Below are 15,927 nucleotides of genomic sequence, written 5' to 3' on the forward strand. Positions count from 1 at the left end.
GACGTTACCATGACAGTGCACAACCATCCGTCGCAGCTGTGTTTGTGATCGAATATGGGGTGCCGGACGCCGCGGTGGTCTGGATTACGCTGCGGACTCTTGCGGCGCAGGCAAACCCATGTCACACGCCGTAAGCATCGGCCGTGCCTTATAGGGAAGTCGCCAGCCTCTCATGATCACCTGTTTCGATATTGGCGGCACCACGATTAAGGCCGCAGTTGCCCACAGTGCGACAGACATTGTCTCGCTCGGTCGCGTCGCCACACCAGCGCACGACTTTGACGCCTTTGCCGATGCCATCGCGGCACTCATCGCCCAAGGCGGCGCACCCACTGGTTCAGCCATCGCCATTTCCATTGCTGGCGTCGTTGACCCTGCAACCAATGTCGCCACGGTCGCCAATATCCCGTGCATCAACGGTCGTGCCCTCGGGCCAGATCTCAGCTCCAAGCTGTCTCGCCCAGTCATCGTCGGCAATGATGCAGACTGTTTCGCCTTGGCCGAAGCCCATGCGGGCGCGGGCAAGGGCTTTAACGTCGTCTTCGGCGTCATCCTTGGCACGGGCGTCGGTGGCGGCATTGTTGCCGATGGACGTCTCATCCGCGGTGCTGGCGGGTTTTCGGGCGAATGGGGCCACGCCACCATCGTCCAAACTGAAACTCAGGCTTGGCCGCACAAAATTGCGCATATGGCGTGCGGTTGTGGCCAGCTTGGTTGCACCGACACCATCGGCGGCGCTCGTGGTTTGGAGCGCCTTCATGCGCAAATCCATGGCCAAACCCTCTCGAGCCTCGACATTGTCTCCGCATGGGGGCAGGGCGATGCAACATCAACCCAGACCATGACGCTTTACACCGAGCTCCTCGCGGCCCCGCTCGCCTTGCTGGTGAACGTGCTTGGCCCCGACATTATCCCCGTCGGCGGTGGCCTGGGGAATAGTCCCGAGCTAGTGGCAGCGCTTGACGCCGCCGTTCGCCCGCGCATTCTGCGCAAGCTTGACCGACCACTCATCGTTCCAGCCCAACTGACTGTCGATGCAGGCCTCATCGGCGCTGCAAGCTTGGCCTATTCGGAGGGCGTGGTATGACCTTGCTAGAAGTTTGCGTTGATAGCCTCTCGGGCATTCAAGCGGCAGTTGAGGGCGGCGCTGACCGCATCGAACTCTGCTCGTCGCTCGAATATGGCGGCCTCACGCCCTTTGCTGGCTTGGCAAAACTGGCATCGAGCACGCCGATCCCCGTCCGCATGATGGTGCGCCCCCGCGCCGGAGACTTCGTCTTCGACGATTACGAGCTGGCCATTATGATCAGCGATATCGAAACCGCCCGGACCAATAAGCTTGGTGTTGTCTTGGGCGCCAGCCTGCCCAGTGGCGCGCTCGATATGCGCCGCCTCGAAATCCTCTGCCAGATGGCGGGTGACACCCCCCGCACACTGCATCGCTGCGTCGATCTCGTGCCCGATGTTCAAGAAGCCGTCGAACAGGCCATTGCGCTCGGCTTCGATACGATTTTGACGTCAGGGCGTCAGCTTTCTGCAGAGGCTGGCATTGAAGACATCGCCAAGATGCACGAAGCCGCCAAGGGCCGGATCACCATTATGCCGGGTTCAGGCGTGTCCTCGCTCAATGCCCGTCGCATTCTCAACCGTGTGCCGGTGTCGGTTGTCCACGCCTCGTGCTCGGAGCGCGCTCCGGCAGAGGACACGGAAGGCGCGAAGCGCTTGGGCTTTGTCAGCCCCAACCGCCGCGTCACCTCCCGCGATAAAGTGCTCGAACTTCGAGCCGTCCTCTCAGCGCACTAAAGAGCGCGCTGAGACCACTTCATTTCTGGCGTATAGTCGAAATTCTTGTCGAACGGATAGGTCGGGCGCGGCGTATGCTTGCGCTCGGTGCGTTCTACGAACTGATCCACCACACCCGGCGACAGCGCCATGATGCCGGGGTTGGCGATAGGGCCAAGCTCTGGCGAGAGATAGCCCGACTTCACCACCACAATCTTTGCCGTCTTCGGATCAAGCTCAAGCTTGCTGAAGTCGATGATGTTGTGGAACGGACGACGGCGGATGGTCACCACCAGATCGATCCCACCGATGGTCACCACAGCTTCGCGCAGCTTGGCGTCTTCGGTTTCGAGCAGGAACTTAACCTTGGCCTCGACATCAACGGGCGTGCTCGCCGGGTCAAGGCTCGCGCCGATATGCAATTGCACACTCGCGCCCACCCCTGCCGCATAAGCGGCTTCCGTCGCAGCCTTATCGGTGATGCCAGCAAAAATGACGCCTTGTGCGTTCTGCTTGATCAGTTCGGCCAAAACTTCAGCGCGATCGGATACGCCGCCACCAGTTGGATTGTCACCAGATTCGGCCAGAACAACCGGGGCCGTGGGGCTGGCGATGGCCTTGGCCACGCATTCCTCAATCGAGCCCACCTCCATGCCGAAGACGAACTGCTCGCGCAGGTCCCAGTATTTCTGCGCCAGCGATTTCGCCGCCACTTCCAGCGCCGCCTTATCCGTGCCCGTCACAATCGCACAAGCGGTCGAACGCGGCTCGTCCGCCCACACATAGCCCACTTGGAACGATGCGTCCCAAATGCCCATCGGCTCTTCGGTCTCGTGGATAGTGGTGTAGAAGGTGCGCGCCGGCTCATCCTGCGTCGAGCTGCGTTCCCCCGGCAGCAAAACCGGGACCTTTACCCAACCCAGCACAGGTTTTACGCCCGTCCGCAGCGCCCGCACCAGCATGGTCACCGCCCGGCGCATGGTGTCCTGCACGTCGATATGCGGGGCGGTGCGATAGGTCGAAAACATGTCGAGATTGTCGATGATCTTCTGGCTGACATTGCCATGCAAATCATAGCTTGCAGAAATCAGCACATCCGGCCCGACCACCTCACGCACCGCAGCGATGAAATCGCCCTCGGCGTCGAACATGCCCTCAACGAACATCGCCCCATGCATTGGCAGGTAAACGCCGTCGACGGGCAGCGCAGCCTTGATCCCCTCAAGGATTTCCGCCTTCCATGTTTCATAGGTGTCGCGGGCGACAGGGCCGCCAGCAATGGCGCGGGCGTGGAAAATGGTGACGAACTCAGCCGGGAAATGCGTCAGGAAATCAAAATAGATATCCTTGAGCATGGCCGGGCCCTTCAGCGTGCGGAAGTCGGCCTGCCGGTTCAGAACCGGATTATAAGTGCTGCATTCGATGTGCAGGCCCGCAACAGCAATACGCATGGCTTTTCCTCCCTTGGGTAGAATGCACTGTCGAGCGCTTCTCAAAGCGCCTCGTCAGAATGAGGCTGATGATGAAGAACGGCAGGGCAAAAGGCGATGCCGAACAATTGTGTGTGGTTTACTTTCAGTGGCTCGGCGTCCCGCGCTCATGCCGTGAGCGCCGAGCGGAACGATTGGAGTGCGCTGATTAAACCGGCTTGCCCATTGGATAGGGCAGGTAGCCAACAAAACCTGTGAGCTTCCACTGGCCTTCGACTTTGCGGCAGAAATAGACGGTCTGCCAATTGAGGCGATCAACCCCACCATCCGCGCGCTTGATCTCGCCATCAAACTTCTTGTGTGCGATCGCCCGCTCGCCGCTGATTTCAATTTCAGTCAGGCTGGTGGCGCGGTGAATACCGGCTTCTTGGTCTTCGGCATAAACAACCGACTGACCTTCGCGCGCCTGCCGAAGCCATTCATCACGATAAAGCTCAAGGGTCGGATAGCTGATCGTCCAGCCGTCTGGATTGTCCTTGCCATTCCCGTTGACGCCGAAGAAATCAGTGGTGACGAAGTCGTCTTCCACCATCGACCAATCGGCCTTAACATAGGCCTCGATATCGCGCGGAACCAGCATGGTCCAGATTGCACTGCGATCAGGATCGTTGGGAAATGGGTTCTGCGACAGGGACATTATACTCTTGCCATAGCGGTTGAGGGACGTGCGTCTTCTCTGTTAAAAATTTTCAGTCATCGACAGGATACCTGTTCCCTCTGAAAGGGTTAGGATGATGCCAATCGCATGACTGTGCCTCCGCATTTGTTTCTTGTCTACAAGGATTGTGTGAGCAACGCGCCTAATTCTTAGGCTAAGTTGCAGTTATACAAGCACAACTGGCGGAATTCCGGGCGGTTCAGATTGGTATTATTTTCAACCGTAAACCCAGTTGACAATCCTTACCCTCGCTGACTAGTCTTGAAAATCGTTTACACAAATCTGGTGGGCTGAGGGGCTGACCGGAGAACGATCAGGGTAGGGAATTCAAAGTATGCGCGTAGGTATCGTCGGCCTCGGTTATCGGCTGGGTTATCTCTCCAGAGTATTCACTCTGGCTTCGTCCGAATTTGAGATCGTCGGATATGTGGACCCTGCTCCTGCGGGCCTTCCCTATACACAAGAACATGGCGTCAACGTCGGCCAGGCCTACGACAGCATCGAAGACCTGATCGATCAGGGCAATCTGGACCTGCTGATGATTGGATCGCCCAATCACACCCATCTCGACTACATCCGCATCGGTCTCGAGCGCGGAATGAAAATTTTCTCTGAAAAGCCAGTGGTGACCTCGGTCGAAGACACAATGGCGCTGGCTGAGCTGATTGCTCAGTACGGCTCAGACAATGTCATGGTTGGTCTGGTGCTGCGCTATGCGCCCCTTTATGTCGACCTCCGCCGTGCGCAGGCCGAAGGCCAGCTGGGCAATATTGCGTCCATCGAAGCGTCCGAACATATTCCGCCCTATCACGGTGGCTTCTTCATGCGCGATTGGCGTCGTCACGGCAAATATGCTGGCGGCTTCATGCTCGAAAAATGCTGCCATGACATTGATCTCTATAATGGTGTCATGGGGTGCCGTGCGCGCTACGTCTCCAGCTTTGGCGGCCGTCGCAGCTTCACCCCGGAAAACGCTCCGCAGAACGCTGGCATCAACGATCTTGAGGTCTACTACCGCAAGCCTTCCGGCTGGGAAGCTGGCGACAGTGTTTTCGATAGTGATGGTGATCTCATCGACTATCAGGCCGCTATTGTTCAATACGAAAATGGCGCAGCCCTGAGCTTCCACACCAACCTCAACGTGCCCCATGACTTCCGTCATTTCGCCGTCATTGGCGCCAAGGGCATGGCTGAAGGTGATTTCGTCCGCAATTACTTCCAGGTCACCGATGCGCGCACCTCTGAGCGCCTCATCGACAAGGAATACATCGTCTCTGACCTCTCCTCGCACTACGGTGCCGATGAGCAGATGGCAGTAGACATTCTCAAGCATTGCTTGGAAGGCGCGCCGCTCCCGGTTTCGGTGACTGACGCTCTTGAAGCAGGCTTGGTCGCTTTGTGCATGGACGAAGCGATGAATACTAAAACCGTGGTCGATATGGCCCCGATCTGGCGTCGTTTCGACGCCGCTCTCGGCAACGACGCGTAAGGAGAACGCCATATGACCAGTACCCGCAGCGCAACCCTCTTCGCTCTGGCACTGCTGGCCCCGGCGTTGATCTACATTTTAACGATCGTGGCTTACCCGCTGGTAGACACGATTGTCCTTTCCTTCACGAACGCATCGTTGAAGGCGAGTTATGATTGGGTCGGCTGGGCCAACTACCAGCGCATCTTTGGTGCGGGCAATTTCACTGAAGTCATCATCCGTACCTTCATCTGGACCTTCTTCTCGGTGTCCATCAAGATGATCGTCGGCATGTTTGGCGCGGTACTTTTGAACGCCGCCATCCCGGGCCAGACCTTATTCCGTATCCTCACCATGCCGCCTTGGGTTGTTCCCATGTCGATCGGCATCTTTATGTGGGGTTGGATGTATAACGGCCAGTTCGGCATGATCTCCGGTCTGCTGCAGAACTTCGGCCTGACCAATGGTCCGATTGCCTTCCTCGCTTATGGCGACACAGCATTCTGGGCAACAATCGTCACCGACGTTTGGATCGGTGTACCGATGGTCACCATCTATTTCCTCGCGGCAATGCAGTCGATACCGAAGGACCTCTATGAGGCTGCCTGGACCGACGGGGCAGGGCGCTTCTATCGCTTCCGCCGCATCACCGTTCCAATGATGATCCCTGCGATCATCACCATGAGCTTGCTGTCGCTGATCGCAACCTTCAATTCGTTCGACATCATCTGGATCTTGACGCAGGGCGGTCCGTCTAACTCGACGACCACGATGATCATCGACACCTACAAGACTGCAATTGGTAGCCGCAAATACGGCGAAGGCGCAGCGCGTGCTGTGGTGATCTCTATCTTCGTGATTGCCTTCTGCCTCGTCTACTTCCGTGCCGTTCGTAAGCTCCAGCAGGGAGAAGCCAAATGAGTGACGTCGCTCGCACCACCGAAGTCGCGGCTGTCGACAGCCCTGCAACCGTCAAGCCAAAGCGTGTAAAACTTCGCTCTTCAAAGCCGATGATCGACCGTTACAAATGGTACGAAATCGCGTCGCTCTACGCTGGTATTGCTGTGTTCTTGTTCTTCGTCCTGGCGCCCTTCATTGAAGGGTTCCTGGTCTCGCTCAAGCCACTCTCGCAGCTGTTCTCGACGCCCTATAGCTTCATCCCGAAGAACGGCTCGTTCGACGCCTACTTCACCATGTGGAAGTCTGTGCCGGCCTTGGGCATGCACATCTTCAACTCGTTCTTTATCTCCACAGTCGTCACCATTGTGGTGATCGCGGTGGTGGTGCCTGCGGCCTATGCCTTTGCCCGCTTCCCGTTCACCGGGTCGGCAATGCTGCTGGGCGCGTTCTTGGCCGTGAACATGTTCTCGGGTGCAGTTCTGCTCATCCCGCTGTTCCGTCTGATGCGCGGCCTGGGCCTTCTGAACACCTACTGGGCGATGATTGTGCCGGGTGCGGCCTTCCTCATCCCGTCCTCCATCTGGCTGCTGCGCACCTATATGATGCGTATTCCCAAGGAGCTGGACGAAGCTGCATGGGTCGATGGCGCGAGCCGTCTCTACACCCTGCGTCGCGTCATCCTGCCATTGGCTATGCCGGGCATTGTTGTGGTCGCCATCATGACCTTCATCGGTGCTTATGCGCAGCAGTTCATCTTCGCGCTGACCTTCAACTCCAAGACCGAATTCATGCCGCTGCCGGTTGGCCTCTTCGCCTTCTTCGGCAAGCAGGAAGTCATCTGGAACGAGTTGATGGCTGCGTCCTTCATCGGAATTCTGCCGGTCATGATCGTCATCGTGTTCCTGCAGCGATATCTCGTCGCCGGCCTCACAGCTGGTGCCGTGAAACAGTAACTATGGGCGAAGGGGCCCATTTTTAAGGGAGACTAATAATGCTGAAGACCTCTGGTTTGCTTGCTGCATCCCTGCTGGCTGTGGCCGTTGCCACACCCGCTGCCTATGCGCAGGACAAAGAAATCACTTTCATCAACTGCGGTGACGAACTCACTGAAGGCTATGCTGAAAGCTTCGCTGAGTGGGAAGCTGCCAACCCAGGCTTCAAGATCGTTCCTGAAATCGTTGGCTGGGGCCAGTGCCAGGACAAGGTAACCACGCTTGCTGCTGCTGGTACCCCAGTTGCTATGGCTTACGTCGGTTCGCGCGCTCTCAAGCAGTTTGCTGACAACGACCTCATCGTCGAAGTCCCAATGACTGAAGAAGAAAAGGCGTCCTACTACAACTACGTACCGGACACCGTAACCTTCGACGGCACCCAGTGGGGCGTTCCAGTCGCGTTCTCGACCAAGGCTTTCTACTGGAACAAGGACCTGTTCACCGCAGCTGGCCTCGATCCAGAAACCCCACCGAAGACTTGGGAAGAAAAGATCGCTTTCGCTAAGCAGATCACCGAAAAGACCGACGCTGCTGGCTATGGTCTGGTCGCCAAGACCTTCGACAACACCATGCACCAGTTCCTCCACTGGGTTTACACCAACAATGGTTCGGTGATCGATGCTGAAGGCAACATCACCCTGAACTCGCCACAGGTTCTGGCCGCTCTCGAAGCGATCAAGGCAATCGTTCCTTACTCGGAAGAAGGCCCAACCGCTTACGAACAGAACGAAGTTCGCGCGATCTGGCTCGATGGTGGCGTTGCCATGATCGAAGCGTCCCCAGGTGCTGCAAACCTGGCGACCGAAGCTGGCATGAACTGGGGTGTTGCTGACCTTCCACGTGGTCCAGATGCACAGGGTCCAGGCACGCTCCTGATCACCGACGCTCTCGCAATCTTCAAGGGCACCGGTGTTGAAGAACAGGCTATCAGCCTTGCCAAGTTCCTCACCGACGGCGAACGCCAGTTCGCAGCTGAAATGGCTCAGGGTCTGACCCCACTGCGTCCACTCCAGCCACAGACCGACGAAATGGTTGCTGCCAAGCCATACTGGAAGCCATTCCTCGACGGTATCGAGTTTGGTGGTCCAGAGCCTCTGTTTGCTGACTACATCGGCCTGCAGAACGTCATGATCGAATTGGTTCAGTCGGTTGTCACCGGCGCTGCTGAGCCAGCTGCGGCCCTCGAAAAGGCTGCCGGCGAACTCGAGCAGTACAAGTAAGGTCTGTCCGACCTAGTCGCCGCCCTGCCAACCGGGGCGGCGGCACCCAAGAGAGAATAATGCCGTCGGGAGCCGACAACCATGTCGCAGTTGAGCCTCAAAAACCTCGAAAAGTCCTTTAATGAAGCACGCATCATTAAAGGCATTGATCTGGACGTCGCCGAAGGCGAATTCGTGGTCTTCGTCGGCCCATCTGGTTGCGGCAAGTCCACGCTCCTCCGCATGATTGCGGGCCTAGAGGACGTCACCTCGGGCTCCATCGAAATTGGCGGTAAGCCCGTCAACGATCTTCCCCCGGTTCAGCGTGGCATTGCCATGGTGTTCCAGTCCTATGCGCTCTACCCGCATATGTCGGTGTATGAAAACATCGCCTTCCCGCTGCGCGTTGAAAAACTGCCGCAGGCCGAAGTCGACAAGCGCATCGCCGCCGCCGCCAAGGTGCTCCAGCTGGAAAGCCGTTTGCAGCACCGTCCGGGCCAGTTGTCTGGTGGTCAGCGCCAGCGCGTTGCGATCGGTCGCGCGATCGTCCGCCAGCCTAAGATTTTCCTCTTCGACGAACCGCTCTCCAACCTTGACGCAGCGCTTCGTTCGGAAATGCGTATCGAGCTTATGGAGCTGCATAAGCGCCTCGGCTCGACCATGATCTACGTGACCCACGATCAGGTTGAAGCCATGACCATGGCCGACAAGATCGTCGTCCTTGATCACGGCAATATTGCTCAGGTCGGCTCCCCGCTCGAGCTGTACCACAAGCCTGACAATCTCTTCGTGGCTGGCTTCATTGGCTCGCCCAAGATGAACTTCATCACCGGCAAGGTGACTTCGGCTGATGGCACGACCGCTCAGGTCGACCTAGGTGCTCTGGGCACCATCGGTCTGCCGCGCACCAGCACCGCTATTGTTGGCCAGCAGGTGACCCTGGGCATTCGTCCTGAACACCTCAAGCTCAACGGCGGCGATTTCAAAATCGAAGTCACTCCGAGCATTGTCGAACAGCTTGGCATTCACTCGATTACCTATTCGACCCTGCCTGCTGGTGAGAACTTCATCGGCCTCTTCGAAGGCAATCCGAACTTGGCCGATGGGCAGAAGGTTACACAGGGCTTCGATTTGGCACAGGTTCACCTGTTCGACGCCAACGGTCTGGCTGTGTACTAAGCCGCTACGACATTAGCGGGGTAAGTTCATGCTGGACCTAGTGGGAATGCTACAGACCGAGAAGGATAGCTTCACACGCTCAGAGCGCGTGTTGACGGATATCGTTCTTGCAGACGTCGATGGCGCTCTCAAAATGTCCATCGTGGACTTGGCCGCCCAAGCTGACGTGTCGCCGCCAACGGTGACACGTTTCTGCCGCCGCCTCGGCTGCGACAGCTACGCCGATTTTAAAGTCCGTCTGGCACAGTCCCGCTTCGTCGGTCAGCGCTATTTTGCGCCCTCGTCTGGTCCATCCAGCGTGCGCGAAATCGCCCAGGGCGTCATCAACGGCATTCAATCGACGGTGTACGACACCTTCGAGACCTGCGATTTCGATGCCATCGATAGCGCGGCCGAAGCCATCGTGCGGGCCAGTTTCGTCATGACCTTTGGCTCTGGCGGCGCCTCCTCCATGCTGGCCACGGAAACCGAAGCCCGCTTCTTCCGGCTGGGTCTTAAGGTGGCATCCTCGGTTGACCATCAAATGCAGATGATGCGGGCTGCCTCCGCTCCAGCGGAAAGCGTGGTCGTCGCCTTTTCGCTCTCGGGCAATAACATGCCGCTGGTCAATGCGATCTCGGTGGCCAAGGAATACGGCGCGACCTGCGTAGTGCTCACCCGTGCCAATTCCCCCATGGCCGCGCAGGCCGACATTTTCGTGCCTGTAACCTGGCGTGAAAATCAGGACATTCTCCGCCCCACGCCGAGCCGCTACTCCTTCCTGGCCGTGCTCGACATTCTCTCCCAGACCGTCGCCGCCCGCCTCGGCCCGCAAGCCGTCGTCAGCATGCGCCGCATTAAGCACCAGTTGGTCATCCACCGCGACGGCGACGACGCCCAACCGCTAGGCGACTAACGCTCCTTACCCGTCTCTTTCTCACCTCTCCCTTTCTTACCTCTCCCTCTGGGGGAGAGGTCGGCCGCAGGCCGGGTGAGGGGGCCTTCAGCCCCCACAACTTTCCCCACACCCCTCCACCCCGTCATCACCCGATTTGATCGGGTGATCCAGACCGTGCCCGCGACGAACCAGATCGTCCGCCAAGCCAGCCCATGCCGGCGCCACGCGAGCACACCTCTTCACCTCTCCCTCTGGGGGAGAGGTCGGCCCAGAGGGCCGGGTGAGGGGGCCTTCCCATCCCCGAGAACTCCCCCCAAAAACAAAAAAAGCGGGGCCAAAACCCCGCTTCTCAACTCAATAAAACTTCTGCTTACGCCCAAGGATTGGCCACCATTGGCCAAATATCCTTGCGTGCCTTGCGGTAGTTGGTCTCCGCTGGCTTGTTCGGATAGGGCTTGCCTGCCGAGCAATAAATGATCTGCGACGCGATTTTTGAAAAACTGTCGTAGAAATGATTGGTCGACTTGATCAGCAGATACTTCTGCTGGGTCGGATCAATCCCCATCACCGAATAAAGGCTCGGATCAAAGCTCTGCGCACGGGTTGAGTTGAGGATCACATCGATCCCATCGAACTGGATCCACACGCTATCGCCAAACGGCGCCAGGCTATCGCCAAACTTCATCTCGGCATTGCGCACCAGCTTTTTCACCAGCACCGTGCGATCCACCGGACTGCCGGTAAACGGCGCCGACTTCGCGCCAAAGCGCAGCGGGATTTCCGCGCCTTCGCCAGCCGCAAAGCAAATCTGCACCGCAATCGGGTCCCAGATCGTGCCGACTGCGAGCCCAGTTGCGCCACGCGCTATGAATTCTTCCAAGAGCACAGTCGCGTCGCCCGAAGTGCCACCACCCGGATTGTCCCAAACGTCGGCAATCACCACCGGAAACGCGGTCGCTGCCAGCGCCTGATCGACCGCAGTCTTCTCATCCACCTGCGCCACCATAAATGTGCCCCGCAGATCGAACAGTTCGCGGCCGATCTTTTCGGTCAGTTCTGCGCCGAGGGCAGGATTATTGTCGGTGATGGCGACAACCTTGGTGCCCATTTCCGGAACGTCGCCAGCCATAAAACCATGCACCACCGAGAGCGAGAGCAGACCCGGAATGGTCTTTTCCATCTCCATCATGCGGTCAACAATGCCGCGCATCGGCTGCTTTGAGGTTGGGAACACATCGATCATGCGGCAATCGAAAATGCTCATATGGGGCGTGACTTCGCCCTTGAGCGCCTTCACCGCGATGTCCCAAAGGTCTCGCGCGCGATCAACGAAATCAGTGTGCGGGAATTCTTTGAAGTAGACGAAGAAATTGGCCTGCGCCGCACGCTTGGCGGTGAGGTGGCTATGCGGATCAAGCTCGGCGCAGATCAGCACGTCTGGCCCAACGATTTCGCGCACACGGAAGAGGAAATCGCCTTCCGGGTCGTCATAGCCCTGCGCCACCATCGCGCCGTGGAGGCCAAGCACCAGACCGTCGAGCGGCAGGGCAACTTTGATCTGCTCCAGAATTTCGTCGCGCAGTTCTTCGTAGGTGGCGCGCGCCACCATGCCAGCTGGGTCTGCCCAACTGGCCGAGCCCTCAATCAGCGTCCAGCCTTCGCGCGCACACACTTCACGGCCAACAGTGATCGGTGCGCTGCACAGTGTAGGCGTCGCCGGGTGCTCACCCGGTTTTGCATAAAGTGATGCTTCGAAAGCGCGCTTATCGACGGCGATGGGAGAAAAAGTGTTTGTTTCGGTCGCTAGGGCCGCAGTGAAGAGGCGCAATTTTCTATCCAAACTTTGGTCGCGCTGAGGTCCTCAAACGCTACACCATGTTTTTGCGCTGATCACGTAAGAAATTTACATTCTGAGTTCGATTTTATCGCCGCAGATGCGAAATTGCCGTTATGCTGCCTTCAATAACGAAATTCCGTTACATAAAACCCGTGTTTTGGAGGTGCAGAATGCCGATCAAGCGTTATGGAGCCGAGAAAGCAGGCGCTGGTGGCCAAAACTTGCCATTTGCCCGCGCTGTTGAAGCCAATGGCTTCCTCTTTGTCTCTGGCCAAGTGTCGATGAAAGATGGCGAAATTGTTGGGCATGGGATTGTCGAACAGACCCATCTGACCATCAAGAACCTCATCGCGATCCTCGAAGAAGCGGGCTACGGCCTTGAGCATGTCGTCAAGTGTGGCGTCTGGCTCGATGACCCGCGCGACTTCTGGAGCTTTAACGCGGTTTACAAGAGCTATTTTGGCGAACACCCGCCAGCGCGCTCCGCCGTTCAGAGCCACATGATGGTCGACTGCAAGGTCGAAATCGACTGCATCGCCTATAAAGGCCCATAAGTTAAACCGAGACGTCTCCCATGTCCCAATCGCCGTTTCGCCTTGATGGCAAAACCGTTCTGATTTCTGGCGCTGGTGGCGGCATTGGCCGCACGCTGGTGCAGGTTTTTGCCGATGCTGGTGCCAAGGTCATCGGTGCAGACCGCACCGCCGCAGATCTAGAGGGCCTGCCAATTGCAGGTTCGGTCCTGTTCGATCAGGCCGATGCCAAAGCCACGCGCGCCGCCATCTCCGCCTATCTGGAAGCCAACGGCCCGCTTGATGGCGTGGTCGCCAATGCAGGCTTCACCCGCGCTGAACACTTCGGTCATCTCAATGATGATGTCTGGGCCAGCGAGATGGCGATCAATCTCAACGGCGCTTATGCGCTGGTTGACCCGATCACCGAAGCCATGGCCTCGGCCAACAAGGGCAGCATTGTCTTTGTCACCTCGGTCAACGCACTAGGCCATTACGGCAACCCGGCTTATTCGGCGGCGAAGGCTGGCCTTGTTGCCTATGCCAAGGGCATTGCTGTTGAATATGGCGAGAAGAATGTGCGCGCCAACACCGTTGCCCCCGGTTCCGTTCGCACTCCGGCTTGGGATCATCGCCTCGCGGCCGATGGTACGCTTCTGGACAATGTGCTGCCGCACTATCCTTTGGGCCGCATGGTCAGCCCAACCGAAGTGGCTAATGCCGCGCTGTTCCTGATTTCCGATGCTGCATCGGGCGTCACCGGCGTCACCATTCCTGTCGACGCCGGTCTAACCGCAGGCAATCTGCGCTTTGTGGATGAGGTCCTGCGCGGTCGCTGACGCTTAGCGCGTCAGCCCTCGTGCATCCACCTTCCACTCACCAATCACCTGGCCGCCTTGCACAATCGTGAGGCGGTCATGCAGGTTCACAACCGGACAGACGTGGTTCGGTACAATTTCCAGCACTTCGCCAACCACCGGTTTTGTCGCGCAAGCCGAAACGTCGAGCATCCCATGCTCTTCGCTAATGCGTTCAATAATCGCGTCAGGGTAGCCCAGCACCAAGCCATGCCCCTTGGCATTGCCGCCTGCCATGTCGCTGGTGAACGTCTTGCTGCCAGCATCGATAATCGCGCGGTCTTCCGTCGGGCGGCTGACGACTGTCGCGTAAAGATGCAAAGCGGTGTCTTCAAGCGTTGCCGCGCCCACTTCCATCATCATGCGGTCATTGAAAATATACGTGCCGACGCGTAATTCGGTCACGCCCGCGCTCTTGTGGGTCTGGAAAGCGCTCGGCGTGCCGCCGCTCGAGACCGTGCGAATTTCAAGGCCCTTGTCCGCGAACTGCTTTTTAGCCTCCGCCACGAAGGGCGCGGTCTGCTCCGTGGTCGGGTAGGTCATGAGACCTTCGAGAACAAGGTTCTTCTCCGCCGCAACCGCGACCGCCAAAGCCGTGGCCTGTTCCACGGTCTGCACGCCCGTGCGCTTCATGCCGCTATCGAACTCAACGAGAATCTTGATCGGCTTTCCCGCGACCTCGGCAGCAGCAGCGGCGGTCTCAATGCCCTCGACACTATCAACGGCGACGGTCATGTCCGCGCGCTTTGCCAGTTCAGCCAGGCGTGCTGCTTTAAACGACCCGATCTGCGGATAGGAGATCAGAATATCGGTGATCCCCGCATCCGCCATCACTTCGGCTTCCTGCAATTTCTGGCAGGTGATGCCGACAGCGCCGAGCTCCAATTGGCGTTTCGCCAGCTGTACGATCTTATGCGTCTTAATATGCGGGCGCAGTTTCAACCCGTGCGCATCGGCATAAGCCTGCATCTTGGTCAGATTGGCATCAACACGGTCGAGATCGACAACGGGGGTCGGCGTTTCAATAGTGAGCACGATACACTCTCAGCATGAACTTGGGTTGGCCAAAACTAACCTGCCTTGGGTGTGCCGTCAGCCTCAAACAACACAATAGTGCGGGTTGTGCCGATTTTCATTCCGTCTTGGATTCTTGAAAATGGGCCGTTCATTTTCCACCCGGAGCGCCGTTCAATTACACTGAAACGGCGCTGCGATGTGAATGCGACGCGATGGCCCCAAAAATGCACCAAAGTGCCAAGTGAAGGCCCACCCACAGGCCCATAAATGCCAGCCAAATGCCACTCAAACGCCCAAGGGTTACAAGACTAGAGACACAAAACCGGAACCGTGGAATATGGCTTTGAGCGAAAACGGGAGGGCGTCATGACCAAGGTTGCAATCGTCACTGGTGGCGGAACAGGGATCGGCAAGGCAATCGTTAAGTCCTTGCTCGCAGATGGTTTTTCCGTCGCCCTGTTCGGCCGCCGCCTGGCCGTCCTAGACGATGCCGCGCACGAACTCGACCCGAGTGGCCAGCAGACTCTCTCCGTACCAGTCGACATCGGCGACCGTGACGCCGTCGAAGCGGCCTTCCAAACCGTCATCACCCATTGGGGCCAGCTTGATCTTCTGGTCAACAACGCCGGCATGGGCGCGCCACCTATCCCATTGGAAGATTTGACAAAAGAACAGTGGCACAATGTCGTTTCGGCTAACCTAGACGGGGCATTTTTCTGCACCCAGTTCGCCTTTAAGCAGTTCAAAGCGCAGTCCCCACAGGGCGGCCGGATCATCAACAATGGCTCCATCTCAGCCACAACGCCCCGCCCGAACTCCTCGCCCTATACCGCTACAAAACATGCGATTTCCGGCCTGACCAAGGCTTCCTCGCTAGACGGTCGCGCCTTCAACATTGCGGTTGGCCAAATCGATATCGGCAACGCCCAGACCGACATGACCAAAGCCATGACCACCGGCATTTTACAGCCCAATGGCCAGACCATGGTTGAGCCAACAATGGACGTCGAACACGTCGCTAAGGCCGTGAGCTACATGGCAAATTTGCCCCTAGACGCAAATGTACTCACCATGACCGTAATGGCCACTACAATGCCATTCGTAGGGCGTGGCTGATCCACAGACCACATGTACGAACGGCCGCTCGCCCTATACCAAC

General features: G+C 57.9%; 15 protein-coding genes. 11 read left to right on the plus strand and 4 right to left on the minus strand.

The window, feature by feature from the left end:
- Positions 1–172 precede the first annotated feature (172 nt).
- On the plus strand, positions 173–1,087 hold the full coding sequence (locus tag JHC09_RS07145; RefSeq protein WP_199531365.1) for an ROK family protein: 915 nt from the start codon (positions 173–175) through the stop codon (positions 1,085–1,087).
- Entirely contained in the window at positions 1,084–1,803 is a 720-nt protein-coding gene (locus JHC09_RS07150; RefSeq protein WP_199531366.1) for a copper homeostasis protein CutC, read from the plus strand. Before JHC09_RS07145 ends, JHC09_RS07150 begins: the two co-directional genes overlap by 4 nt.
- Here JHC09_RS07150 and JHC09_RS07155 read toward each other — a convergent pair.
- On the minus strand, positions 1,800–3,233 hold the full coding sequence (locus JHC09_RS07155) for a M81 family metallopeptidase (RefSeq protein ID WP_199531367.1): 1,434 nt from the start codon (positions 3,231–3,233) through the stop codon (positions 1,800–1,802). The two genes, JHC09_RS07150 and JHC09_RS07155, sit on opposite strands and share 4 nt — an antisense overlap.
- 187 nt (positions 3,234–3,420) lie before the next feature.
- A complete protein-coding gene (locus JHC09_RS07160; protein ID WP_199531368.1) occupies positions 3,421–3,909 on the minus strand; it encodes a hypothetical protein in 489 nt (162 codons plus the stop codon).
- 355 nt (positions 3,910–4,264) lie between these two features.
- Between JHC09_RS07160 and JHC09_RS07165 the strand changes: the two genes are divergently transcribed.
- The 6 genes from JHC09_RS07165 (at position 4,265) to JHC09_RS07190 (ending at position 10,563) form a co-directional block, all read left to right on the plus strand.
- A complete protein-coding gene (locus tag JHC09_RS07165; RefSeq protein ID WP_199531369.1) occupies positions 4,265–5,419 on the plus strand; it encodes a Gfo/Idh/MocA family oxidoreductase in 1,155 nt (384 codons plus the stop codon).
- Positions 5,420–5,431: 12 nt separating this feature from the next.
- Positions 5,432–6,319, plus strand: coding sequence for a sugar ABC transporter permease (locus JHC09_RS07170; RefSeq protein WP_169194570.1), 888 nt, complete (start codon positions 5,432–5,434; stop codon positions 6,317–6,319).
- Positions 6,320–6,408: 89 nt separating this feature from the next.
- Positions 6,409–7,251 (plus strand): carbohydrate ABC transporter permease, encoded by an 843-nt coding sequence (locus tag JHC09_RS07175; protein WP_182395917.1) that lies wholly within the window; start codon positions 6,409–6,411, stop codon positions 7,249–7,251.
- A gap of 38 nt (positions 7,252–7,289) precedes the next feature.
- Positions 7,290–8,510: an extracellular solute-binding protein gene (locus tag JHC09_RS07180; protein WP_169194571.1), complete on the plus strand. Its 1,221-nt coding sequence runs from the start codon at positions 7,290–7,292 to the stop codon at positions 8,508–8,510.
- 81 nt (positions 8,511–8,591) lie between these two features.
- Positions 8,592–9,668 carry a sn-glycerol-3-phosphate ABC transporter ATP-binding protein UgpC gene (ugpC, locus tag JHC09_RS07185; RefSeq protein WP_199531370.1) on the plus strand — a complete coding sequence of 359 codons (1,077 nt, stop codon included), beginning with the start codon at positions 8,592–8,594 and terminating at the stop codon, positions 9,666–9,668.
- Between the two features lie 46 nt (positions 9,669–9,714).
- Positions 9,715–10,563: a MurR/RpiR family transcriptional regulator gene (locus JHC09_RS07190; protein ID WP_169194573.1), complete on the plus strand. Its 849-nt coding sequence runs from the start codon at positions 9,715–9,717 to the stop codon at positions 10,561–10,563.
- Between the two features lie 352 nt (positions 10,564–10,915).
- Here the strand turns inward: JHC09_RS07190 and JHC09_RS07195 are convergent, their stop codons facing one another.
- Positions 10,916–12,373, minus strand: coding sequence for a M81 family metallopeptidase (locus JHC09_RS07195; protein ID WP_199531371.1), 1,458 nt, complete (start codon positions 12,371–12,373; stop codon positions 10,916–10,918).
- Between the two features lie 179 nt (positions 12,374–12,552).
- Between JHC09_RS07195 and JHC09_RS07200 the strand changes: the two genes are divergently transcribed.
- Complete coding sequence (locus JHC09_RS07200; RefSeq protein WP_169194575.1) at positions 12,553–12,936, plus strand: RidA family protein; 384 nt, start codon at positions 12,553–12,555, stop codon at positions 12,934–12,936.
- Positions 12,937–12,956: 20 nt separating this feature from the next.
- On the plus strand, positions 12,957–13,733 hold the full coding sequence (locus JHC09_RS07205) for an SDR family oxidoreductase (protein WP_169194576.1): 777 nt from the start codon (positions 12,957–12,959) through the stop codon (positions 13,731–13,733).
- 3 nt (positions 13,734–13,736) lie between these two features.
- Here the strand turns inward: JHC09_RS07205 and JHC09_RS07210 are convergent, their stop codons facing one another.
- Positions 13,737–14,786: a D-TA family PLP-dependent enzyme gene (locus tag JHC09_RS07210; RefSeq protein ID WP_349236522.1), complete on the minus strand. Its 1,050-nt coding sequence runs from the start codon at positions 14,784–14,786 to the stop codon at positions 13,737–13,739.
- Between the two features lie 348 nt (positions 14,787–15,134).
- On the opposite strand from JHC09_RS07210, the gene JHC09_RS07215 reads away from it, so the two are divergent.
- Complete coding sequence (locus tag JHC09_RS07215) at positions 15,135–15,884, plus strand: SDR family oxidoreductase (protein ID WP_199531372.1); 750 nt, start codon at positions 15,135–15,137, stop codon at positions 15,882–15,884.
- Positions 15,885–15,927: the final 43 nt, after the last annotated feature.

The organism is Devosia sp. MC532, from assembly GCF_016461625.1.
Taxonomy (GTDB): domain Bacteria; phylum Pseudomonadota; class Alphaproteobacteria; order Rhizobiales; family Devosiaceae; genus Devosia.

What these genes read in the sequence shown, in the direction of transcription:
- JHC09_RS07145 (WP_199531365.1), top strand. Translation starts at nt 173, where the DNA reads ATGATCACCTGTTTCGATATTGGCGGCACCACGATTAAGGCCGCAGTT.
- JHC09_RS07150 (WP_199531366.1), top strand. Translation starts at nt 1,084, where the DNA reads ATGACCTTGCTAGAAGTTTGCGTTGATAGCCTCTCGGGCATTCAAGCG.
- JHC09_RS07155 (WP_199531367.1), bottom strand. Translation starts at nt 3,233, where the DNA reads ATGCGTATTGCTGTTGCGGGCCTGCACATCGAATGCAGCACTTATAAT.
- JHC09_RS07160 (WP_199531368.1), bottom strand. Translation starts at nt 3,909, where the DNA reads ATGTCCCTGTCGCAGAACCCATTTCCCAACGATCCTGATCGCAGTGCA.
- JHC09_RS07165 (WP_199531369.1), top strand. Translation starts at nt 4,265, where the DNA reads ATGCGCGTAGGTATCGTCGGCCTCGGTTATCGGCTGGGTTATCTCTCC.
- JHC09_RS07170 (WP_169194570.1), top strand. Translation starts at nt 5,432, where the DNA reads ATGACCAGTACCCGCAGCGCAACCCTCTTCGCTCTGGCACTGCTGGCC.
- JHC09_RS07175 (WP_182395917.1), top strand. Translation starts at nt 6,409, where the DNA reads ATGATCGACCGTTACAAATGGTACGAAATCGCGTCGCTCTACGCTGGT.
- JHC09_RS07180 (WP_169194571.1), top strand. Translation starts at nt 7,290, where the DNA reads ATGCTGAAGACCTCTGGTTTGCTTGCTGCATCCCTGCTGGCTGTGGCC.
- ugpC (WP_199531370.1), top strand. Translation starts at nt 8,592, where the DNA reads ATGTCGCAGTTGAGCCTCAAAAACCTCGAAAAGTCCTTTAATGAAGCA.
- JHC09_RS07190 (WP_169194573.1), top strand. Translation starts at nt 9,715, where the DNA reads ATGCTACAGACCGAGAAGGATAGCTTCACACGCTCAGAGCGCGTGTTG.
- JHC09_RS07200 (WP_169194575.1), top strand. Translation starts at nt 12,553, where the DNA reads ATGCCGATCAAGCGTTATGGAGCCGAGAAAGCAGGCGCTGGTGGCCAA.
- JHC09_RS07205 (WP_169194576.1), top strand. Translation starts at nt 12,957, where the DNA reads ATGTCCCAATCGCCGTTTCGCCTTGATGGCAAAACCGTTCTGATTTCT.
- JHC09_RS07215 (WP_199531372.1), top strand. Translation starts at nt 15,135, where the DNA reads ATGACCAAGGTTGCAATCGTCACTGGTGGCGGAACAGGGATCGGCAAG.